This is a genomic window from Micromonospora marina (assembly GCF_900091565.1).
Classification (GTDB): Bacteria; Actinomycetota; Actinomycetes; order Mycobacteriales; family Micromonosporaceae; genus Micromonospora; species Micromonospora marina.
Genome location: NZ_FMCV01000006.1, coordinates 209,487 through 230,577, shown reverse-complemented (window position 1 = coordinate 230,577; position 21,091 = coordinate 209,487). Strand labels below are relative to the sequence as shown.

Below are 21,091 nucleotides of genomic sequence, written 5' to 3'. Positions count from 1 at the left end.
GACCAGGCGGCGGATACCGGCCACGTCGAGCTGGTCCTCGCGGCCGAACGAGTACAACACCCGGGTCTTGGACGCCTTCGCGGCCGGGTCCCACTCGTTGTGGGCCAACTGCAGGTAGCGGATCGTCTGCCCGTCACGGGTCTTGCGTGTCGACGCCTTCACGTACACGAGGCACGACCGTACACCGACTATGAAACCACGCATAGATCAGCAGCTCATGGAAGTTATCCACAGGCAGGCGTGTCACTAGGCGTTTTCGCCGTTCCCGCCAGGCTGCAACGCCCTGACCTGCACCTTCACACCGCGACGCCGACTATATCGACGCTGAGCTGCGGAACGCAGGGATGGCATGCCCGCCAGGACGGGCGGCGAGCCCGCGCGGCACGCCGGCACGGAGCGCTCTCGACCCGTCCGCGCCCGACTCGGCGCCCACCGCGTCGGGAGACCTCGTTCCGCTGTGCCTCCGTCGCGCGCTCGACAGCTGCGGCGGCCCGACCGTTCACCGCGATCCGCGAGCCCATGCGGGCGAGTCCTGGCGTGCTGGCCGCGCCGATGCCTCTGCGCCGGGCCGGTGACCAGCACAGTCCCACCGCAGCCAGCAGTAACGCGTCCCCGCGGAAAACCGTAATCTGACCTGCCACCGATCGTCTCCGATCAGGAGGCGGTCAGCGCCCACGGGCGCTGTTCGAGTCGATCGAACAAGGAGTAGAACCCATGTCGTCAGCCGTTCGGGCGGTACCCGATCCCGGATTGGTCGTCGCGGCCCGACAGGGCGACCGGCGCGCTCTCGACGAGGTCGTGGCGGCGTCGCTTCCGCTGGTCTACAACATCGTCGGGCGCGCGCTCCGCGGCCACGCCGACGTCGACGACGTGGTCCAGGAGACCCTGGTACGGGTGATCCGGCACCTGCCCACCCTCAACGACCCGACGGCATACCGGTCCTGGCTGGTGGCGATCAGCATCCGGCAGGTGCGCGACTGGGAGCAGCGCCGACGGGCCGCCCACAACCGGGACGCCGGTCTGGACGCGGTCGACAACGTGCCCGACCCCGCCTCCGACTTCGCCGGACTGACGATCCTCCGGCTCGGCCTCACCGACCAGCGACGTGAGGTCGCCGAAGCGACCCGCTGGCTCGATCCGGACGACCAGGAACTGCTCTCGCTGTGGTGGTTGGAGGAGACCGGCGAGCTGACGCGTACCGAGGTCGCCGAGGCGGCGAGTCTGTCACCAGGGCACGCCGCCGTACGCATCCATCGGATAAAGGAGCAGATCCAGGGCGCCCGAGGAGTCGTCCGCGCGCTGCACGCCCGGCCCGGGTGCCCGGACCTGCACACCCTGACGGCCGAGTGGGACGGCAGGCCCAGCCCGCTGTGGCGCAAACGGCTGGCCCGGCACGTCCGCGACTGCGCGTTCTGTGGGCGCCTAGGTGCCGCTTTCCTCCCGATCGACCGGCTGCTCGCGGGGATGTCGCTGCTGCCTCTTCCGCCTGGCCTCAGCGCCCACATCCCGCACCCGGCCGTGCCTCCGGCGGCCCCGCCGGCCGTCGGGCCACCGTCGACGGCCGTCGACCTGGCGGTGCACACGCGCCGGGGCCTGATGCTGTCCCTCGCCGCGACGGTGGTGGCGGCCGCCGTGATCACCGCGGTGGTGGTGCTCCGGCCGGCCGATCCGGGTGCCGCGCCCCAGGCCGCGCCCTCCTGGGCCGGTGCGCCACCGGCCGCGCCCACAGTCGTCGCCTCCCCGACCAGGGCGCCGTCGCCGAGCGTGCGGCCATCGCTTCCGAAGGCGCCGGTAGTGCCGGCGGTGAGTTCCGCCCGCAAGGGCGTCGGAGTGTGGAACTTCGCCGGCGTGAGCCAGGCGTTGGCCAACTCGAAGGCCGGTTGGTACTACACCTGGGGCACCCAGCACCCGGGTGTCAGCACTCCGCGGGGCGCGACCTTCGTGCCCATGATCCGTAGCGCGGAGAACGTAAACGCCGCGGACCTGGCCCGGGCCCGGGCGGCCGGGCCCTACCTGCTCGGCTTCAACGAGCCGGACCTGCCCGAGCAGGCGAACATGACCGTCGACCAGGCACTTGACCTGTGGCCGCAACTGATGGCGACCGGCAACAAACTGAGTAGCCCGGCGGTTGCCTGGGGTGGCGCGGACCCCGAGGGTTGGCTGGACAGGTTCATGGCCGGCGCCGAGGCCCGGGGCCACCGGGTCGACTTCATCGCCCTGCACTGGTACGGCGCCGACTTCACGACGGCCGCGGCGGTCAACCAGCTACGGCAGTACCTGCAAGCCGTCTACCAGCGCTACAAGAAACCGATCTGGCTGACCGAGTTCGCGCTGATCCGCTACGACGGCGGGCGTCAGATCTTCCCCGGTCAGGAGCAACAGGCGGCCTTCCTCACCGCGGCCACCACCATGCTCGGCCAGCTCCCCTACGTGCAGCGGTACGCCTGGTTCGGTCTGTCCGCCAGCGACAAGGACAAGTCGGGGTTGTTCAGCGACGGCACCAGCGCGACGGCGATCGGTCGAGCGTTCCAGGCCGCGCGCTGATGGTCGGTCCCGCGCGCAGGGCGTCTGCCTGGCGGATCACCGGCGTCGTCGTGACACTTGCCGCGACGACGCTGGCCGTCGCCCTGACCCGGCAGACGGACCGTGCCGACCAGCCCGCCGCGCCCGGGTCGGTCGCTGCCGCGCCCACTGCACCGGTGGTGCTCAACGGCACCGACGACGCCTTCATCCAACTGCTGCTGCCGATGGACGACGGGGCCCTCGCGCTGATCGACCACCTCGACACCCGTCCGTCGACCACCGATCCCGCGCTGCGCGCCGTCCTCGGCGAGATCCGGACGACGCACCGGGCCGAGGTGGTGGAGCTGCGGGGTCTGCTGGCCGCAGGCAACGTTCCGGAGCACAACATCCACGAGGGGCATCAGATGCCTGGCATGGTCACGGACGAGCGCCTCGCCGACCTGCGCGCCACCCCCGATGCCGAGGTGCCGTCCCGGGCCGTCGGTCTGCTGCGGGCGCACCTCGAGCAGTCCGTCGTGCTGAGTCGGGGGGAGCAGACCGCCGGGGGCAGCCCGGAGGTCAGGGCGCTCGCCGGACGAATCGAGGCGACACGAGCTGCCGAGCTGAGCGCTCTGGCGGGTCGGCCCGGCGCGACCGGCGATGCGGACAACTGACCTCTACGGCACCGTGCCGGGCCCGCGCCGGGTGTCACCCGCCACCCGTCGCGCCGCGACGGGTGCTCACGGAACGAGCGCCAGGCGATCGGCGCGACATGCCGGGACGCCGGTGCCGACGGGCGGAGACGCCGCGACCGGGCCGGCGGCGGGTTGGCGCGGTGGTCATCGCCGCGCCGCACGTCAGTCTCTCCCCTGGTGGGCGGATGCTCGCCCTCTTCTGCCACCTCACGTGCCTGGTGATGGGCTTCGGCGCGGTGTTGACGGTGGACTGGTTCAGCCTGCGCTGGCTGCTGCGCCGCGAACCACTCGACGCTGTGCTCAACGCGGCACGCGGAGCGCACCCGCTCATCTGGCTGCCTGGCCGGTCTCGTCGTCAGCGGCGCCGCGCTGGGACCGGACACCTCATCCGCGCTGGTACGGGTCAAGCTGCTCGCGGTGCTCGTGGTCGGCGTCAACGGGGTGCTCCTCGGCCGGCCCTCACCTCCCAGCTCGGCTGGTGGACCGCGACGCTGATCGGCTTCCTCAACGCGCACAGCTGATGCACCAGGCCGAGAGCTTGCCAGTCCTTCCCGGCCTCAACCTGACCGCGGCTCTGCCGCTCGCGGTGTGGCCGCAGCGCGATGACGCACCGCTGGGGAGGGGCGAGCATCGGTCGCGACTTCTCCGTCTTGGTGTCGTCGCTGTCCCGAACGGAGTGCCACCCTGCATCGAAGACGGTATCGGCGGTTGTTCGTGACGCGGTGATCGTCACTCGGAAACCGCACGAGGGGGCAGGTCGCTGCGCGGGACGGCCGGTGGCGGGGGAGAGCGGCCGTCCCCGACCTCCCCGTGCTACCAGGGCGAGCGCGGGTTACCGTGACGCGGCATGTCACGCTCGGGAAGGCAGCGGAGTCTGGCCGGCAGTGTGACGACCCATGTCCGGAAGGCGTCCTGTGCTGCTCCTGTGCTTCGCCGCTGTCCTCCTGGCCGCCGTCCTCGTGTCTGCGCTGGCCAAACGCACCATCCTGTCGACCGCTGCGCTGTTCCTGGCTGCCGGGTTCGTGCTCGGTGAGGACACCACCGGGGTGCTGCACCTACGGGCCGACTCCCCGATCGTCGCGCAACTGGCGGAGCTGGCGCTGTTCGCGGTGCTGTTCACCGATGGGATGCGGGTCGGCTGGGCCGACCTGCGCTCGGCGTGGCGGCTGCCCGGGCGCGCCCTGGGATGGGGACTGCCGCTCACCCTGCTCGTCACTGCGGCGCTCGCCCACTGGGTCGCCGGACTGGACTGGCCGGAGGCGCTGCTGGTCGGGGCGGTCCTCGCCCCGACCGACCCGGTCTTCGCCGCCGCGCTGGTCGGCAACGACAAGGTTCCCGCCCGGCTGCGGCATCTCCTCAACGTCGAGTCGGGTGTCAACGACGGCCTGGCGCTGCCGTTCGTCGTGGTCCTGCTCGCGATCGCGTCCGGCTCGGAGGATCTGCACCTCGGCGAGTTGGGCACCGAGCTGGCGGTCGGGCTGCTGATCGGTGTGCTGGTGCCGTTGGCCGCGATCGCGCTGGAGCGGACCCGCTGGTTCGCCGCCTCGGCGGCGTACGAGCCGCTCAACGGGGTGGCGATCGGGCTGCTGGTGCTGGCGCTGGGTAAGGCGACCCACGGCAACCTGTTCCTCGCCGCGTTCGCCGCCGGGATCACCGTGGCGACCTTCGGGCCGCGGCAGCGGGTGGCGTTCGAGCACTTCGGGGAGAACGTCGCCGAGCTGTTGAAACTGGCCGCGCTGCTGGTGTTCGGGGCGCTGATCTCGGTGGAGTTCCTCGGGGAGATCTCCTGGGCCGGCTGGGTCTTCGCCGTCCTGGCGATCGTGGTGGCCCGGCCGGTGGCACTGTGGGTCTCCTTCTTGCGCTCGGGTCTGGGCCTGCGGGAGCAGGCCGCCGCGATGTGGTTCGGACCGAAGGGCTTCGCCTCGGTGGTCTACGGGCTGCTGGTGCTCGAGTCCGGCATCGCCGCCGGCGACGAGGTGTTCCACCTGGTGGCGCTGACCATCGTCATCTCGATCCTGGCGCACTCCTCGACCGATGTCGTGGTCGCGCGGGCCTTCGACGAGGACCGCGAGACGCCCGCCTGGCACGGGGTGGTGCGCCGGATCCGGCGGCGGGTCGGGCGGTCTGCGGGGACGCCGCCGGAGACGGCCGAGCCCGGCTCCGGCGACCGTGCCGCCCGCCGCGACGGTCCCGGCGACGGTCAGGCCGGCCCGGAGTAGCGCAGCGACCGGTACGGCCGGCCGGCGCTCCCGTAGGACACGCCGACGCACCCCGCGCACCACCTCACCGGGCCCTACCGATGGAGGCGTTCCCGGGATCCCCCGCCGACGGTTGCCTAGGCTGGGACCAGCGCCGAGAACGGTGGGTAGGCGGCATGGAGCGGTTCCTGGAGGCTGTCTGGGACAGCAGCAGCGTGAGCGGTCGTTTCGTGACAAGCGCTGTGCTGGTCGTGCTGGCTGTTCTCATCGCCGTACTCGCCGGCCGGGTGGCCACGATGCGGGTGGAGGACACCAGTAATCGTTACTACCTGCGCAAGGCGGTGCACTACCTGACCGTCGTGGCGTTGCTGATCACGCTGGCGGTGTTGTGGCGGCCGTTCGCCGGGCGGATCGGCGTGGTCCTGGGCTTGGCCGCCGCCGGTCTCGCGTTGGCCATGCAGGAGGTCATCGGGGCGTTCGCGGGGTGGATCAGCATCCTCACCGGGCGGCAGTTCCGCGTCGGTGACCGGATCCAGATGTGCGGGGTACGCGGAGACGTCCTGGACATCACCCCGCTGCGGACCCGGATCCTGGAGAGCGGCTCCTCCTCCGACCCGGACTCGTGGATCCGCGGCCGTCAGTACACCGGACGGGTGGTGTCGCTGTCGAACCGCTTCGTGTTCACCGCGCCGGTGTTCAACAGCAGCACCGTACTGGATCACCTGTGGGAGGAGTTGACGCTGCCCATCCCCTACGAGGCGGACTGGCACCTGGCGGAGCGCATCCTGTGCGAGGAGGCACGGGACATCTCCTCGACCGCCGAGGCGCGACGCGCCATCGAGCAGATGCGCCACCGCTACCCGGTCGCCGAGGCGGAGGTCGACGTCCGCGTCTTCGTCCGCGCCACCCCGAACTGGGTCGAGTTGTCCGCCCGGTTCGTGGTGCCGGTACGCGCCGCCCGGCAGGTCAAGGACCAGGTCACCCGCCGGGTGCTCGACCGTCTCGCAGACAACGGCATACGCGTGGCGTCGGTGACGCAGGACATCACCGTCCACTCGTCGCTGCCGCCCAGAACGGCCACCGCCCCGGCCGACCGAGAATGATGCCGGCGGCGGGCGCACCGAGCGCCCTCAGTCGGCGGACTCCGGCGACCGCTTGGCATACCAGCGGCGACCGGGCGTGGCGGTGACGCCGTGCACCACCGTGCTCGCCGCCATCACCAGGCTCCCGGCCGCCCACAACCGGGGATCCCGGGCCCGCAAGGCGCTCGCCTCGCAGACGAGGATGGCCGGAAAGTGGTGGGGGACGGTGGGGTGAGGCGGGCCGGAGCAGCACCGCAACCGTACCGACGAGCAGGTGCGGTGTGCCCGAGCCGAGCCGGGGCGGTGATCGGAGAGCTGGTCGTACCGGAGAGAACCTGATCTTGGGGGTTGGGCGTCTGTATGGGCGTGAGGGAAGACGAAGGGGAGTTGCTGCGGCGGATCGCGCGTGGCGACGGCGCGGCGTTCGACGAGCTGTATCGTCGCACGTCCCCGTGGTTGCTCGTTCGTCTCCGCCGTCGCTGCGCCGACGACGACCTGATCGCTGACGTCCTCCAGGAGACTTACCTCGCGGTGTGGCGGGCCGCCGGCTCCTACGCGGGCGTGAGCGCCGGTAGCGCGGTCGGCTGGCTGTGGTCGATCGCCGCGCGGCGGCTCGTCGACGGATTCCGGCGGCGAGCGAGGGATTCCCAGGCGGTGCCGCTGCCGCTGGCCTCGGAGAATCCACCGGCGGCGGAGGATGTGGTGCTCGCCGGCGCGATCGGCGACGACATCGGTGACGCGCTGCGCCGGCTGGCACCGGAACTGCGCCAGGTGCTGCACGCCCTGGTGCTGGACGGACTCTCGGTCCGGGAGACCGCGATCATGCTCGGTCTTCCGGAGGGAACCGTGAAGACTCGCGCCCGTCGTGCGCGACTGGCACTCCGGGAGGCGTTGTCGTGAACGCACACATCTCCGCCAGGGCGTTGGGTCGCTACGCCGCTGGTGATCCGGCTGTCGCGCCGGACGTCCTGTGGGCGATGGAGACACATCTGGAGCGGTGTGCCGCCTGCCGGAGCCGGCTGACGCACGTCATCGACGGTGACGCGGTGGCGTTGTTGGCTTCCGTCCGGGTGCGGGTGGACGCGGCGATCTCCGCCGCCGCGCCGGCAACGGTCCGGCGTCGGTGGATGCCTGCGCCGTCCGGCCGGTGGGTGACGCCGGTGTTCGTTCCGTGGCTCGCGACGACGGTGCTGATGGTGCTGGTCGCGCTCGGGTTCGACCTGGCCGTCGCCGGCCGTGGTACGGCGCTGCCGTCGCTGGTGGTGCTCCTGGCGCCGGTCGCGCCGCTCCTCGGGGTCGCCACCGCCTGGACCCGGCGGCTCGACGCGGCCCACGAACTGGTCGTGGCGACCGCGCGGGCCGGCCTCGGGATGGTGCTGCGACGAACCCTCGTCGTGCTCGTCGTGGTGATTCCGGTGCTGACGGTGGCCGGTTGGTCGGTCGGCGCATCCCCGGCCCGCTGGTTGATGCCCTGCCTGGCCTTCACGGCGTGTGCGCTGGCGCTCGGCAAGGTGGTCGGCCTACCCAGAGCGGCGGGGGGCCTGGCGCTGCTGTGGGCCATGGTGGTCGTCGGCCCGAGCATCGTCACCGCCCGGCTACCGGTGCTGCTGACCGAGGCCGCCCTGCCCGGCTGGGCGGCGCTGACCGCGGTGGTGGCTGTCGTCCTCGCGTCTCGACGCAGTGGTTACGCGGAGCTTCGATGAGCAGGAGATACGGAATGAGGAAGGTGATCGGTGCCGCCCTCCTGGCACCGACGACGTACGCATGGGCGATCCGGGCGGCGGGGCTTCGGGTGCGAGCGGGCAGACACTTTGCCGTCGATGGTCTCGACCTGTCATTGGGCAGCGGTGTGCACGGGCTGCTCGGTCCCAACGGTGCCGGCAAGACGACACTGATGCGGGCGCTCGCGACCATGGCACGCCCGGCCGGCGGTGAGCTCGAACTACTCGGTCATGCCGTGCACGCACGACCCGACCTGCGGGCGCTGCGTCGGTCGATCGGCTACCTGCCGCAGGAATTCGGGTTCTACGGCCGGTTCACCGTGCGGGAGTTCGTCGAATACCTCGCCTGGCTGAAGGAGGTGCCGGGGCACGACATCCCGGATGCGGTCCAGCGTGCGCTGGAACGGGTGGGCCTGGCCGAGCGTGCCGGCTCTCGCATGAAGGCACTGTCCGGTGGGATGGTGCGGCGAGCCGGCATCGCGCAGGCGATCGTCAACGACCCGGAGATCCTGCTGCTGGACGAGCCGACGGTCGGTCTCGACCCCGAGCAGCGGATGGCTCTCCGCTCGCTGCTGCGCGAGCTGGGCGGGCAGAGCTGCGTCGTCGTCTCCACCCACCTGGTGGAGGACGTGGTTGCCGCCTGCACGAACGTGGTGCTGATGGATGCCGGCCGGCTGGTGTTCCAGGGTGTGCCGACGGATCTCGTGGAGCTGGGCCGTGCGGGGGTCGGTGACAGTTCGGCCGAGCGCGGGTACACGGAACTGTTGCGCCGGCACCGCGCCGCGGCAGGGGGCACCGCATGATCGGCCGGATCCTCCGTATCGAGATCCGTCGCTCGTCGGCGCTCTGGTTGGCCCTGGGCGCCGCACTGCTCGGTACGCCCCTGCTGTATCTCGCCGTGGACGGTTGGGGCGGACGGTGGATGTTGCTGGCGCTCTGGCAGCGGGAGTACCTGTTCATCCTCTGGCCGATGGCGCTCGGCCTGGGCGCGTGGCAGGCAGGGCGCGACCGTCGTAGCCGCACCGGGGAACTGGTCGCGGCGACCGCCCGTCCGCGGTGGCAGCGGGTGCTGCCGGCGGCCGTGGCCATGGCGCTCTGCGGGGCCGCCGGCTACTGCCTGATGTACGTCGGCGGTGCGGTCCAGGTCGCGGCGTACGCGAGCTACCTGCCGGGCCAGTCCATCGTGATAGCCGGTGTCGGTGTCCTCTGGATGGTGTCCGGCGTCTGGCTCGGCATGACCGTCGGGGCGCTCGCGCCGGCACGGCTGACTCCGCCGGTCACCGCCGTCGTCGGCGCCACAGTGGCGCTCGTCGCCATCACCGATCGGGGGTACGCCCACGTGCCGAAGGCCGTCCACCTGCTGACCCCGTCACCGTTCGGCTTCTGGGGCGACTTCGTGACGGTGCTGGGCAGAGTCAGCGTCGCACACACCGTGTGGCTGGTCGGCCTGGCGGTGAGTGCGCTCGCCGGCTTCCTGTGCTCCACCCGGACCACCCGGACGGCGGCGGTCCTGCCGGCCGTGGCCGCGGCAGTGGTGGCCCTGGCCATACTCCCCGCCGGCCGGCAGCGGCTGCCGGTGCCCGACACGGCGGCCGCCGCGCTTGTCTGCGACTCCGAGCCGGAGCCCGCCGTGTGTGTCACCAGGGTCCATGCCGGCGCACTGACCGATCTGCGGGAGCCGGCGCGGCAGGCGCTCGCGACGCTGTCGGCGAAGCTCCCGCAGGCACCGACCGCGGTGCACGAGACACCCGAATCCTGGTACGAGGTTCCGCCCGCCCCACAACCGCAGGACGTGCTGCTCGTGGAACTCGAGCTCGCTCCATGGGGTGGCGCCAAGGCAGGTCCGGACGAGCTGCGGTGGCGTCTCCTGGACGGGGCGGGCACCCGGCCGTGTGCGTACACCCTCGGGAACCCCGACGCGGCGCGGGCGAACCGCGTCGCGCGGCTGGCCGCGGCCGCCTGGCTGACCGACGGCGCACCACCGGCGGGCCCGGACCGCGACGCGGCACTCCAGACGTGGCAGGCGCTCGGCGCGCTCCCGGCGGCCGAACAGCGGGACCGGGTCGCCGCGCTGCGCAAGGCGGCGTTGGCCTGCACCGAGGTGAACCTGCTCGACATCCTGGCCGGTGACGACAGATGAGATGGCTCACGCTGTACCTGCGGTGCCGGGGGGTCGTTGCCGCCGCCGGGGCGGCAGCGGCCGGCGTACTCGTGTCGTGGTGGCTGGGACAGGCGACCGATGAGCCGCGGCTCAGGCTCGCGGTCGCGTCGTTGTCCGCGCTCGTCGCCACCGTCGCGTTCGGGCCCGGGCTCACCGGCGCCGATCCCGAGCTGGAGCGGACGGCTTCCCTCGCCTGGCGGCCCCGTCGTGCCGCGCACCTCCTGGCGGTGATGGCCACCGCGGCCCTCATCTCCGCGGCGCCGGTGCTGACCGGCGAACCGCTGGCGAAGACGGCGCTGATGATCCGGGACACCGCCGGGCTCGCTGGGCTCCTCGCCATCGGAGCCGCCTGGGGTGCGCAGTGGGCCTGGCTCCTCCCGGTCGGGTGGACGCTGGTGGTGGTGCTGTCCGGACCGGCGAGCGGGCACACGTACCAGGAGGTCCTGACCTGGATGCTGCAACCGGCGGGCACCACCTCAGCCGCCGTCTCCGCCGCCACCATCGCCGTCGCCGGCGTCGTCACCCACGCCTTTCTCGGTGGCCGTCGTTAGCCTCCGCCCCGCGCATCACCGGCCTGCAAGTTGCGCCGGCCGCCGCTGTGCCTGAGGTTGATCCGGTACGGAGCGTTCTGCGAGCCGAGACGCCGGGCGAAATGGGGTGAAGCGATGAGTGTGCTGTTGGTTTCGGCCGGTCTGCTGGTGGTGGGGGCGATCCTGCTGGACGCGGCGTTGACGACACTGTCCCTGGCGGGCGGGGCCGGTTGGCTCACCCGGCGCGTGTCGCAGGGCGTCTGGCGTCTGATTCGCAGGCTCGCCGGCCGTGGCCCTCGCCGGCACCGACTGCTGCGCTGGTCCGGCACCAGCGTGCTGGTGGTCACATTCGCGGCCTGGGTGACCGGGCTGTGGCTCGGCTGGCTCCTGGTCTTCAGTGCCACCCCGGATGCGGTGCTCGACCAGTTCGGCCGTCCCGCCGACGGTTGGTCCAGGTTCTACTACACCGGATTCTCGATCTTCACCCTCGGTGTCGGTGACTACACGCCGGGAAACGCGGCTGCTCAGCTCGCGACGAACGTCGCCGTGCTCACCGGTCTGTTCCTGGTCACCCTGGGCATCACGTACCTGATGCAGGTGGTGCCCGCCGTGGTCGACAAGCGTACGATCGCCGGTCACATCACCGCCCTGGGCGCCGATCCGGCCGACATCGTCCGCCGCGGCTGGGCGGACGGGCAGTTCGCCCCCATGTTCACTCAGCACCTCACCAGCCTGACCCCGGAACTCGTCCGGCTTGGTGAACGACATCTGGCGTTTCCGGTGCTGCACTACTTCCACGCCGGCACATGCGGCAGATCCGCCTCCGCCGCGGTGACCGTGCTCGACGGGGCACTGCTGTTGGTGCGCTGCGGTGTCGATCCCCACCACCGGCCGGACGTCGGCGCGGTGGAGCCGTTGTCCCGTGCCCTCGCGCAACTGGTACGCACCCTGGACGGCTCCTTCATCGTGGCCGCCGATCAACCGGTGAGCGCACCGCCCCTGCAGGACCTGACCCGGGCCGGGATCCCGGCGATCCCCGAGCAGGCGTACGCGGAGGCCGTCGAGGGCACCCGGACGCACCGCTGCCGGTTGCGAGGCTGGTGCGCCTCGGACGGCTGGGACGATGCCGACCTGCGGCTCACGCTCGACTGACGACCTCGACGAAGACGTTCGGCCACGCGAACAGTGACGGCATCAGCAGCAGGCGATTGTCAGCTCTCACGTGCCGGGTGCAAGCTCTCGCCGGCCGACGATGCCTGGTCTCGCGACCCGCTTAGGGGCCTGCGGATACTGGTCGGGTGACCATCGAGTTTCCTTCGCCAACCGTTCCGGCCGCCGGACGTACGGAAGTGTTCCTGCGCTACCTCGACTACTTCCGGGAAACGGTGGTGGCGAAGGTGTTCGCGTTGTCCGAGGACGACGTACGCCGCAGCGCGCTGCCGTCCGGGTGGACGCCGCTGGAACTGGTCAAGCACCTGCGGTACGTGGAGCTGCGCTGGATCGAGTGGGGGTTCCAGGGGCGCGACGTCGGCGACCCGTGGGGTGACCGGCGCGACGACCGGTGGTGCGTCGGGCCGGAGGAGACCCGGACCGACCTGCTGGCCGCGCTGCGCGCCCAGGGCCGGCACACGCGGGCGGTGGTGGAGGGCAGTGACCTCGACGCGGTCGGCGCGCCCGGTGGGCGTTGGGACGGCGCCGACCCGGCGTCGCTGGAGCGGGTGCTGTTCCACCTCGTGCAGGAGTACGCCCGCCACCTCGGGCACCTGGACATCGTGGCGGAACTGGCAGGCGGCCCGACCGGCGAGTAGCTCAGGCGGGTCGCCCGGGCACCGCGGGCTGTGCCGTCGGCCCGGCTTCGTGCAGGATCCGGGCCAGCTCGGCCGGTCGGCTGAGCATCGGCCAGTGCCACGTCGGCAGTTCCTCGTACCGCCACGAGTCACCGGCCATGTGCCGGCACAGCGGCACGGTGGCGGCCATCTCGCGTGTCTGCTCGGCGGTGAAGCTCGACAGGACGCCGAGGCGGGGCAGCTTCTCCCACGCCCCGGTGAGCCGCACCGGGGTGGTGGCGGTCGCCCACGGTTGGGCCACCGACCGCTCATCGAGCAGCGCGACGACCGACTCGTCCACATCCGGTGCTGTCGCCGCCAGGTCGGCCCACTGCGGGGGTGGCAGCCGCCAGCCGTCGCCGTGTTCGGCGACCACCGCCGCGTTTCGTGCCCGCTCCTGCGGCGGGCTGAAGTCGTCGTTCGCCGCCCCGTCGGGCAGTGGGCCGGTGTCGACGAAGACCAGCTGGGCGATGCGGTCGGTCATCCGGTCGGCAACGGCTGTCGTCACGACCGCGCCGGCGTAGCTGTGCCCGACGAGGACCACGTCGTGCAGGTCCTCGTAGCGCAGCAGGTTGACCACGTCGGTGACGTGGACGTCGAGGTCGGTGTCCGGGCGGGCCAGGTGGGCGCGCTCGCCCAGGCCGGTCAGGCTCAACGGGTACACCTCGTGGCCGTGCTCACGCAGGGCAGCGGTGACCGGGCGCCAGGCCCACGCGCCGAGCCAGAACCCGGGAACCAGTACGAATGTCGTCATGCATCACACGCTACGATCAATACCGGACAGATTCCGCCCGGATTAGGAGTCGGATTTTTGGTACGGCCCACCGCGCGCGTCCTGGCGCTGCTGGAGATCCTCCAGGCCGGTGGCGGCTTCACCGTCGCTGACCTGGCCGGTCGGCTGGACGTCGACGAACGCACGGTCCGCCGCTACGCCGCACACCTCGCCGACCTCGGCATCCCCGTCGAGGCCCGGCGCGGTCGCTACGGCGGGTACCGGCTCGCGCCCGGATACAAGCTGCCGCCACTCATGCTCACCGACGAGGAGGCGGTCGCCGTCATGCTCGGGCTCGTCGCCGCCACCCGGGCGGGGCTCGTCACCGCCGAAGGGGCAGCCGCCGAGAGCGCCACCGCGAAGATCCGCCGGGTGCTGCCGGCCGTCCTCGCCCGGCGCATCGATTCGCTGCTGGGCACCGTGGACTTCACCGCACCGGTCCGCAGGCCCGCCCCGCCCGGCACCGAGGTGTTGCTGGTGCTCGCCGAAGCGGCCCGGCATCAACAACCGGTGATCATCACCTACACCAGTTGGCGCGGCCGGTCCGGCGAGCGCCGGCTCGACCCGTACGGGCTGGTCTTCCACGCCGGCCGGTGGTACGTCACCGGTCACGACCACCACCGCCGGGCCGTACGGACGTTCCGGCTCGACCGCATCGGGACAGCCCGCCCCACCCCGGGCAGGTTCGACATCCCGGCCGGCTTCGACCCGACCACGCAGGTACTCGCCGGTCTGGCAGCCGTGCCGTACGCGCACGACATCTCCGTCGTCCTGCACACCAGCCTGGAGCAGGCGCAGCGGCGGCTCCCGCAGTCGGTCGGCACGCTCACCGAGGTGCCCGGCGGGGTGCGCCTCACCGCCCGGGCCGAACGGCTCGACGGCGCGGCACAGATGCTCGCCGGGCTCGGTTGGCGATTCACGATCGACCGGCCGGACGAACTCAAGGACGAGGTACGGGCCCTGGCCAACCGGCTGCTCGCCGACGCCTGATGGTCGGTAGTGGTGGTCAGGCGCGGCTGGGTCAGGCTGGCGGATCGTCTCGGAAGAGAGCGGATCCATCCCACCAGCGACCAGCAGCCCGTGCGGACACGGTCATGGACGAACCGCGTCCCGCGTACGTCGCCGGGGGAGAGGACGAAGGTGCCGGTGACCTGATCACGGCCGTAGGCGGTCTCGTCGATCGCGTACGCGCCGGGGTCCAGGAGTGGCGGGTTCACGTGGTGGCAGTCCAGGACCGACCAGTGCGGCGCCGCCGGCAGTTCGACCAACCGGACCGGGATGCTCAGCGTGTTTCCGCAGCTCGCACACCGAAAGCGCTCCACTGCCGCAGTGTGACATCGCAGCCGATACAGTACGGCGGTGAGCTTTGCGGGGCAGCTTCGCCGAGTCCAGGTCGGCCCTGAACCATCTCCTGCCCAACCGCGGGGGACGTGGCGATGACTGTTGACTGGAGCCGGCTCAGGCACGCGTGGGGCCGGGCGACCGACACCCCAGGGCACCTGGCCGCGCTGGAATCCGGTGACGCCGACGCCCGGGAGGCTGCGCTGTATCACCTCGACATCAAGGTGCTGCACCAGGGTTTCCCGGAGACGGCGACCGCGCCTGCGGTTCGGGCCGTTACCGCGCTGCTCGCCGAGGGACGAGCCCACCCGGACACCGTCGAGCCGCTTCTGGAGTTCCTCGGCGATGCGGCGGTGAGCGTGATCGACCTCGCCGACGACCGCTACTTCACCGAGATCCTGCCGGACCTCGCCGAAGCCGTGGCCGAGGCGTACCCGGTGGTGCTTCCGCTGCTCGCGGCGTCACCGCCGGGCCGGGCGCTGTTCCGCGCGGAGAATCTTGTGGCGATCGCGCGGATGCGGTCCCTCGCGGGCCGGCGGGAGGAACTGGCGGTGCTCGTCCTGCAGTGGTCGGAGCGAGGCATCGAACCGCAGGCGGAGTGGCTGCACTGCCTCGGCCGACTCGGCGTCGACCTCCGCGACCGGCTCACCGATCCGGACCCGGCGGTCCGCCTGCAAGCCGCGCTGGCTCACGAGGACGACCCGCGCGCCCGTGAGCTGATCCTGGCCGCGCTGGCCTTGCCGCCACCTCCGGGGGTGCACCAGTTCGCGCTCGTCGCCGCGGCGATCCGCGTCGCCGCTGACTTCGACGAGATCGCGGCGGCTGCCTGCCAGGTGGCCGGCCGGGACAGTTGGGCCGGCTTCGACGACGGCTGGGGCGCGCTGGTGCGGTTCGCGTTCCCCGAGCCGTACGCGACGCACCGGCCGCTCACCGAACCGCAACGCGCGCTGGTCCGGGCGCTGGTGACCAACGACCAACTCTGGGATCCGACGAACGGGAGCTGCCGCCTCGTCTTCCAGCAGGCCGGACTACCGAGCACCCGGACCGCGTGCGGCCGGCTCGCCGGGTGAGCGCATGTGGACCTTCCGCAGTCCCCAGGTGATCCTCTTCAGCGACGATCTCCTTCGGGCGGCCGCCTTCTACACCCGGCTGGGATTCCGGGAGACCTTCCGGGTACCGACCGACGGCGAACCGGTTCACATCGATCTCGTCCTCGACGGGTACAAGATCGGGATCGCCTCGGTGGCCTCCACCCGCGAGGACCACGGCCTGGACCCGGTCGCCGAAGGCCAGCGCGTCGCGGTCGTCCTCTGGACCGATGACACCACAGCGGCCTACGAGGGCCTGGTCGCAGGCGGAGCACCCGCTCTCGCGCCTCCACACGTGTGGCTCGGCCGGTTACTGATCGCGTGGACCGCCGACCCCGACGGCAACCCGATCCAGATCGTTCAATTCCGGTGAGGCTGCCGGCCGCTTGCCAGATCCGGCATCGCAGGTGGCTTACGCAGGGTCAGTGCTGAGCAGGCGTCCACCACGTGCGGTTGGCGGCCACCTGGGCCACCGGCTCGATGATCTCCCACGCCTCGGCGATCAGCCCGTCGTCGATCCGCCAGATGTCGACGACCGCGATCTCCGGCCCTGCGCCGGGAAGCCGGCGTCGCGAGTACATCACGACGTGATCGCCGTCGGCCAGCACCTGATGGATCTCGACCTGCATGTCGGCGAGCGGTACCAGCGCGTCGCGGACGGCGGCGAGCCACTCCACCTTCGTCGACGTGGTGGAACCCGGCCTGTGGTGGACGAAGTCGTCACTCAGGAACCGGGCGAGCGCATCGACGTCGCCCGTCTCGATCAGTCCCGCCAGCGCCCGTTGGACGATGCTCTTGTTCGCCGTGGTCATGGATGCAGTGTTCGCGTGGCCGCCCCGGCTGTCGATGAACTCGGATTTCATGGCGTCCGGCGCAACGATGAGTACGCTCCATCAGCGTGCACACGGTCGGGGAACTCCTGCGGCAGTGGCGGCAGCACCGGGGACTCAGCCAACTGGACCTCGCGATAGCTGCGGACGTCTCGGCTCGTCACGTCAGCCTGGTCGAGACCGGCAGGTCCAAGCCGAGCCCCGACATGATCCTTCGACTCGCGGATCAGCTCCAGGTGCCGCTGCGTGATCGCAACCGGCTGCTGCTCGCCGGGGGCTTCGCACCCCGGTACGCCGAGCGGTCGCTCGACCACAACGCGCTGTCAGCCGTCCACGACGCCGTCCGGAGGGTCCTCCGCGCCCACGAGCCCTACCCGGCGGTGGTCTTCGATCGCCGGTGGAACATCGTGATGACCAACCGCGCCGTCGACCCGTTCTTCGCACAGGTGGCTCCGGACCTGCTGCGGCCGCCGGTCAACCTGGTGCGGCTGGGACTGGACCCGCGCGGTCTCGCGCGCATGGTCGTCAATCTGGCCGACGTGCGCACGGTGTTCCGCGCCCGGATCTCCCGCCAGCTCGCCACTGCTCCCGACCCTGAACTCACCGCGCTCTACGAAGAGCTGCTGGCGCCCGAGCCGGACGATACGCCGGGTAACCGGATCGAGACGGACGTCGTGCTACCGATGATCCTTCGCGTCGGCGGACGGGAGCTGCGGCTGTTCTCGACCATCACCACGTTCGGCACCCCGATGGACATCACGGTCGACGAGATCGCGATCGAGTCCTACTACCCGGCCGACGCGGAGAGCGCCGCCTACTTCACGACGTAGCGTCCTGTCAGCCGCTGGCAAGTCGGCTCCGGCGGCCGACGGGTGTCACGCCCGGCTCAGGCCGAGCGCCTCGTCCACCCGGTCCAGCACCGTCACGTCGTCGTGGCCGACGCCGCGCAGCAGGTCGATCGCGGTCGCCCGGATCTGCCCGACGATCATGGTGACCGGCAGCGGCGGGTCGGTCCGCAGCAGGCCCGCGGCGAGCCGCACCGCCTCCAGGGCCGCGGCGTCGGCCCGCTGCGCGTGCCGGTCGGCGTCGGCGCCGGTGAGGTCGTGGGCCATGGCCTCACCAGCCGACCGTACGGCGGAGGTCAGCGCGCCGATCGCGGCGGCCAGCTCCGGCGGTGTGGCGGTGTGCCGGCGGGTCAGGGTAACGCCGGCCCGGGCCAGCACCCGGATGTTGCGGGCGGCGTAGTCGAGCTGCCGCAACGTGGCCTCCACCTCGGCGAGCTTGCCCAGGTGCCGGCGGCGCAGTCCGAGCCGCAGCGTCTCGCCGGTGGCGAGCACCGCGGCCTGCATCTCGGCGACGCAGTCGTCCACCTGCCGCGCCCGGTCCAGCGCGGCGCGGGCGGCGTCCTCGTCGCAGCCCCGCAGCGCCGCGTTGACCCGGTCGAGCAGGTCGGCCAGGTCGGTGTAGCTGCGCCGGGCCTGCGCCACCAGTGGCGCCAGCGGGTCGCGGGCGGCCATCAGCTGGCTGGCGGCGAGCGCCACCACGCCGCCGATGAGCGCGTCGACGAAGCGGAACGGCATCAGCGTCCCGTTCGGCGCGGAGACCACCACCAGGTACATCGCCGAGACGGTGGCCTGCACGACCAGCGCACGACGGGCCCCGATCGCCACGAGCGTGGTGGTGGTCAGCAGCAGCACCAGCAGGACCGTCCCGGTGCCCGGGCCCAGCGCGTACACCAGCAGCTCCGCGACGAGCACCGCGGCTGCCACGGCGAGCAGGATCTCGACTGTCTGCCGCAGCCGCCGGCCGCGGGACTCGCCGAGCACCACGAGCGCGGCGGTCGGTGCGAAGAACGGGTCCGGGTGACGGATCACCACCGCCGCCACGATCCACGCGACCACAGCGGCGGCGGTCAGCTCGACCACCGTCATCGCCTCGCCGCGCAACCGCGCGGCGGCGTCGCGTACCCAGGTCCGCACCGGTGGTACCCCTCTCGCCGGGCGGACCGGGACGGGCCGCCGATTGATCTTCCGCGAGGAGGGCCACTACCCCGGCCGTGACCTGCTCAATCGCCCGGGTGACGGACGCCGGCCGGGGCGACGATTCCGCCAGTTCGATCGGAAGGGCTGCCACGACCCTCTCCGACGGCGGCGGACGTGAGAACGCCGACTCCGACCACCCGTCACGGCGCGTGTCCGGCTCCTGGCGCATTGACATCGGAGCAGCGGCCACATAAGACTGTCGCGACAACTGAACCAACGCGCGTACGTGCGGGGGAAGACCGGTCGAAATCCGGCGCTGGCCCGCAACGGTAGGCCGTCCAGTGGACTCTGGGCGGCGAGCCCGAATACCCGTCGTACGCGTGCATCCGCTCCCCACCCGTCGTGGCCCACGGGTCGGAGTCCCTACCGACCCGGCGTTGCCGCGTCGGTAGGGCTTTCGACGACCGCCGGGCCGGAAAGGCGCTTCCGATGGTCGTCCGCCGAAGCCGGCACCGCCTGCTCGCGCTCCTCTGCGGCGTGCTCGCCGCCCTCACCCTCACCACACCAGCCGTCGCCGCACCCGAGCGCGCCGGAGTCACCCGCCCGGAGGCCGCCGCCGGCTGGCTCGCCCGGCAACTCGTCGACGGCGAACGCTTCGAGGTGGTCTTCGACGGTGTCGCCTACCCCGACCAGGGGCTGACCCTCGACGCCGTGTTCGCCTTCGCCGCGGCGGGCGCCGCCGACGACTACGGCGCCGACGCGCTGGCCTGGGTCACCCGGCCGGACGTCCGCGACGGCTACCTCGGTGACGGTGTCTCCGAGGCGTACGCGGGTGCGACAGCCAAGCTCGCGCTCGCCGTGCAGGTGCGCGGCGGCGACCCGGCCGACGTCGGCGGGGTGGACCTGATCGCCCGGCTGCGTTCGCTCCAGACGCCGGACGGCCGGTTCAGCGACCGGTCCGCTTACGGCGACTACAGCAACGCGTTCAGCCAGTCCTTCGCGATCCTCGCCTTGGACCGCACCGCGCTGGGTGCGCCTCCTGCGGCGGCTGCCTGGCTGGCCGGCACCCGGTGCCCGGACGGCGGCTACCCGCTGCTGCCCGCGCAGCCGGTCTGCTCGTCCGACGTGGACGCCACGGCGCTCGCGACGCAGGCGCTGCGCGCCGCGGGGCGTCCGGCCGACGCCGCCGCAGGGGTGCGCTGGCTGGTGTCCGTCCAGGGCGCCGACGGCGGCTTCACCAACGTCGCCGGCACGCCCAACGCCAACAGCACCGGCCTCGCCGCGCAGGCCCTGCGCGACGGCCACCGGCCGCTGGCCTGGGCGCGCGCCCGGGGTTTCCTCGCCGGTCTCCAGCTCGGCTGCGCCGCCGCACCGGCGGACCGGGGCGCGGTCGACTTCGACGGCGGCGGCTTCGACCCGGCCACCGCACCCCGGGCCACCGCGCAGGCCGTCCTCGGCCTCACCGGGACCGGGTACGCCCGCTTGTCGGCCACCGGCGCCGATTCCGGCGCACCGGCGCCTACCTGCCCGTGAACCCTCTCGCCGCTCACCCGATCACAGGAGGATCCGTGTTCCGTCCCCGTTCCACAGTCCGCAACTGGCTGGCCGGTCTGCTGGCCGCCGTCGTGGCGGGCGTCGCGCTGACCGCCGTCGAACCCACGCCCCGGGCGGCGCACGCCGCCGCCTGCGTCGGCACCTCGGGAGTCACAGTGGTCGTCGACTTCGCCGCGCTCGGCGGCGGTGTCCAGGTCGGCTGTGCCCCCGGTGACCCGGCCACGGGCCTGGCCGCGCTGCAGGCCGCCGGCTTCACCGTCACCGGTACCGCCCGCTGGGGTCTGGCCTTCGTCTGCCGGATCAACGGCAAGCCCACCGCCGCGACCGAGCCGTGCGTCAACACCCCGCCGGTCACCGCGTACTGGTCGTACTGGCACGCACCCAGCGGCGGCTCCTGGTCCTACAGCACCTCGGGAGCGACCAGCTACAACCCCGCGCCGGGCAGTGTCGAGGGTTGGTCCTTCGGGGCGGGCGCCCCGCCGGGTATCGCCGCACCCTGAGCCGCGGCAGCGGTGTGCAAGCGGCGCACCGGGTGCCGGTCTGCGCTCTGGCGTCGTCGCGCGCCCGAGCGGTACGGTGTCGGCACCCGGTGCACGCCGGGCACACAACTGCATACGTCCCGTGCGGGGGGAAGCCGGTGCGAAGCCGGCGCTGACCCGCAACCGTGAGCGAGAGTCCCCTTTTCGCGAGCCGGAATGCCCCGCCCGGGACGAGCGGCTTCCACTGTCGAGGTCTACAGGGTGAAGTCCGGGCCGCCGAGGTCCGGCCCACCCCGCCCACCGCAGCACGCGGAGCGGGGTGTCCGTTTC

General features: G+C 72.1%; 22 protein-coding genes and 2 riboswitches. Of the genes, 18 read left to right on the top strand and 4 right to left on the bottom strand.

Going from position 1 to position 21,091, the window contains the following annotated elements:
- The first annotated feature begins 714 nt into the window (after positions 1-714).
- From GA0070215_RS10945 to GA0070215_RS10925, 5 genes are all read left to right on the top strand, one after another.
- Complete coding sequence (locus GA0070215_RS10945) at positions 715-2,544, top strand: sigma-70 family RNA polymerase sigma factor (protein WP_091044800.1); 1,830 nt, start codon at positions 715-717, stop codon at positions 2,542-2,544.
- A gap of 50 nt (positions 2,545-2,594) precedes the next feature.
- Positions 2,595-3,176, top strand: coding sequence for a DUF305 domain-containing protein (locus tag GA0070215_RS10940; RefSeq protein WP_244166953.1), 582 nt, complete (start codon positions 2,595-2,597; stop codon positions 3,174-3,176).
- 161 nt (positions 3,177-3,337) lie between these two features.
- Positions 3,338-3,718: a hypothetical protein gene (locus GA0070215_RS27970; protein ID WP_141708177.1), complete on the top strand. Its 381-nt coding sequence runs from the start codon at positions 3,338-3,340 to the stop codon at positions 3,716-3,718.
- Between the two features lie 375 nt (positions 3,719-4,093).
- Complete coding sequence (locus GA0070215_RS10930) at positions 4,094-5,416, top strand: cation:proton antiporter (protein WP_244166952.1); 1,323 nt, start codon at positions 4,094-4,096, stop codon at positions 5,414-5,416.
- 209 nt (positions 5,417-5,625) lie between these two features.
- Positions 5,626-6,498 carry a mechanosensitive ion channel domain-containing protein gene (locus tag GA0070215_RS10925; RefSeq protein ID WP_167361507.1) on the top strand — a complete coding sequence of 291 codons (873 nt, stop codon included), beginning with the start codon at positions 5,626-5,628 and terminating at the stop codon, positions 6,496-6,498.
- 27 nt (positions 6,499-6,525) lie between these two features.
- Here GA0070215_RS10925 and GA0070215_RS29540 read toward each other — a convergent pair whose 3' ends face one another.
- Positions 6,526-6,657: a hypothetical protein gene (locus tag GA0070215_RS29540; protein ID WP_279616552.1), complete on the bottom strand. Its 132-nt coding sequence runs from the start codon at positions 6,655-6,657 to the stop codon at positions 6,526-6,528.
- Positions 6,658-6,837: 180 nt separating this feature from the next.
- Here GA0070215_RS29540 and GA0070215_RS10920 point away from each other — a divergent pair, with 180 nt between their 5' ends.
- The 7 genes from GA0070215_RS10920 to GA0070215_RS10890 all read left to right on the top strand — a co-directional run bounded on the left by GA0070215_RS10920 (position 6,838) and on the right by GA0070215_RS10890 (position 12,697).
- Positions 6,838-7,377, top strand: a complete 540-nt coding sequence (locus tag GA0070215_RS10920; protein ID WP_091044783.1) for an RNA polymerase sigma factor — start codon at positions 6,838-6,840, stop codon at positions 7,375-7,377.
- Positions 7,374-8,180 (top strand): zf-HC2 domain-containing protein, encoded by an 807-nt coding sequence (locus tag GA0070215_RS10915; protein WP_141708176.1) that lies wholly within the window; start codon positions 7,374-7,376, stop codon positions 8,178-8,180. The genes GA0070215_RS10920 and GA0070215_RS10915 overlap by 4 nt, the downstream gene beginning before the upstream one ends.
- A gap of 14 nt (positions 8,181-8,194) precedes the next feature.
- A complete protein-coding gene (locus GA0070215_RS10910; RefSeq protein WP_091044776.1) occupies positions 8,195-9,001 on the top strand; it encodes an ABC transporter ATP-binding protein in 807 nt (268 codons plus the stop codon).
- Positions 8,998-10,338 (top strand): hypothetical protein, encoded by a 1,341-nt coding sequence (locus GA0070215_RS10905; protein WP_091044773.1) that lies wholly within the window; start codon positions 8,998-9,000, stop codon positions 10,336-10,338. Before GA0070215_RS10910 ends, GA0070215_RS10905 begins: the two co-directional genes overlap by 4 nt.
- Positions 10,335-10,910: a hypothetical protein gene (locus GA0070215_RS10900; RefSeq protein WP_018786370.1), complete on the top strand. Its 576-nt coding sequence runs from the start codon at positions 10,335-10,337 to the stop codon at positions 10,908-10,910. The genes GA0070215_RS10905 and GA0070215_RS10900 overlap by 4 nt, the downstream gene beginning before the upstream one ends.
- A 114-nt stretch (positions 10,911-11,024) precedes the next feature.
- The gene (locus tag GA0070215_RS10895; RefSeq protein WP_141708175.1) at positions 11,025-12,041 is read left to right on the top strand and encodes a potassium channel family protein; all 1,017 of its coding nucleotides are present in this window, start codon (positions 11,025-11,027) and stop codon (positions 12,039-12,041) included.
- Positions 12,042-12,187: 146 nt separating this feature from the next.
- Positions 12,188-12,697 (top strand): DinB family protein, encoded by a 510-nt coding sequence (locus GA0070215_RS10890; RefSeq protein WP_091044765.1) that lies wholly within the window; start codon positions 12,188-12,190, stop codon positions 12,695-12,697.
- Position 12,698: 1 nt separating this feature from the next.
- Here the strand turns inward: GA0070215_RS10890 and GA0070215_RS10885 are convergent, their stop codons facing one another.
- Complete coding sequence (locus GA0070215_RS10885) at positions 12,699-13,469, bottom strand: alpha/beta fold hydrolase (RefSeq protein ID WP_018786376.1); 771 nt, start codon at positions 13,467-13,469, stop codon at positions 12,699-12,701.
- Positions 13,470-13,526: 57 nt separating this feature from the next.
- On the opposite strand from GA0070215_RS10885, the gene GA0070215_RS10880 reads away from it, so the two are divergent.
- The 3 genes from GA0070215_RS10880 (at position 13,527) to GA0070215_RS10865 (ending at position 16,289) form a co-directional block, all read left to right on the top strand.
- Positions 13,527-14,477 carry a helix-turn-helix transcriptional regulator gene (locus GA0070215_RS10880; protein ID WP_091044762.1) on the top strand — a complete coding sequence of 317 codons (951 nt, stop codon included), beginning with the start codon at positions 13,527-13,529 and terminating at the stop codon, positions 14,475-14,477.
- Between the two features lie 446 nt (positions 14,478-14,923).
- The gene (locus GA0070215_RS10870) at positions 14,924-15,898 is read left to right on the top strand and encodes a hypothetical protein (RefSeq protein WP_091044759.1); all 975 of its coding nucleotides are present in this window, start codon (positions 14,924-14,926) and stop codon (positions 15,896-15,898) included.
- 28 nt (positions 15,899-15,926) lie between these two features.
- The gene (locus GA0070215_RS10865) at positions 15,927-16,289 is read left to right on the top strand and encodes a VOC family protein (protein ID WP_208600324.1); all 363 of its coding nucleotides are present in this window, start codon (positions 15,927-15,929) and stop codon (positions 16,287-16,289) included.
- 49 nt (positions 16,290-16,338) lie between these two features.
- Here GA0070215_RS10865 and GA0070215_RS10860 read toward each other — a convergent pair whose 3' ends face one another.
- A complete protein-coding gene (locus GA0070215_RS10860; protein WP_091044845.1) occupies positions 16,339-16,728 on the bottom strand; it encodes a nuclear transport factor 2 family protein in 390 nt (129 codons plus the stop codon).
- Positions 16,729-16,814: 86 nt separating this feature from the next.
- Here GA0070215_RS10860 and GA0070215_RS10855 point away from each other — a divergent pair, with 86 nt between their 5' ends.
- Complete coding sequence (locus GA0070215_RS10855; protein ID WP_091044751.1) at positions 16,815-17,576, top strand: helix-turn-helix domain-containing protein; 762 nt, start codon at positions 16,815-16,817, stop codon at positions 17,574-17,576.
- A gap of 45 nt (positions 17,577-17,621) precedes the next feature.
- On the opposite strand, the gene GA0070215_RS10850 is transcribed toward GA0070215_RS10855, so the two are convergent.
- A complete protein-coding gene (locus GA0070215_RS10850; protein ID WP_091044748.1) occupies positions 17,622-18,725 on the bottom strand; it encodes an FUSC family protein in 1,104 nt (367 codons plus the stop codon).
- 271 nt (positions 18,726-18,996) lie between these two features.
- A riboswitch (cobalamin riboswitch) is annotated at positions 18,997-19,119 on the top strand.
- Positions 19,120-19,217: 98 nt separating this feature from the next.
- Between GA0070215_RS10850 and GA0070215_RS10845 the strand changes: the two genes are divergently transcribed.
- Positions 19,218-20,261, top strand: coding sequence for a prenyltransferase/squalene oxidase repeat-containing protein (locus tag GA0070215_RS10845; RefSeq protein ID WP_018786381.1), 1,044 nt, complete (start codon positions 19,218-19,220; stop codon positions 20,259-20,261).
- Positions 20,262-20,296: 35 nt separating this feature from the next.
- Entirely contained in the window at positions 20,297-20,782 is a 486-nt protein-coding gene (locus GA0070215_RS10840) for a hypothetical protein (RefSeq protein ID WP_018786382.1), read from the top strand.
- Positions 20,783-20,909: 127 nt separating this feature from the next.
- Positions 20,910-20,983: riboswitch (cobalamin riboswitch) on the top strand.
- The last annotated feature ends 108 nt before the right edge of the window (positions 20,984-21,091 follow it).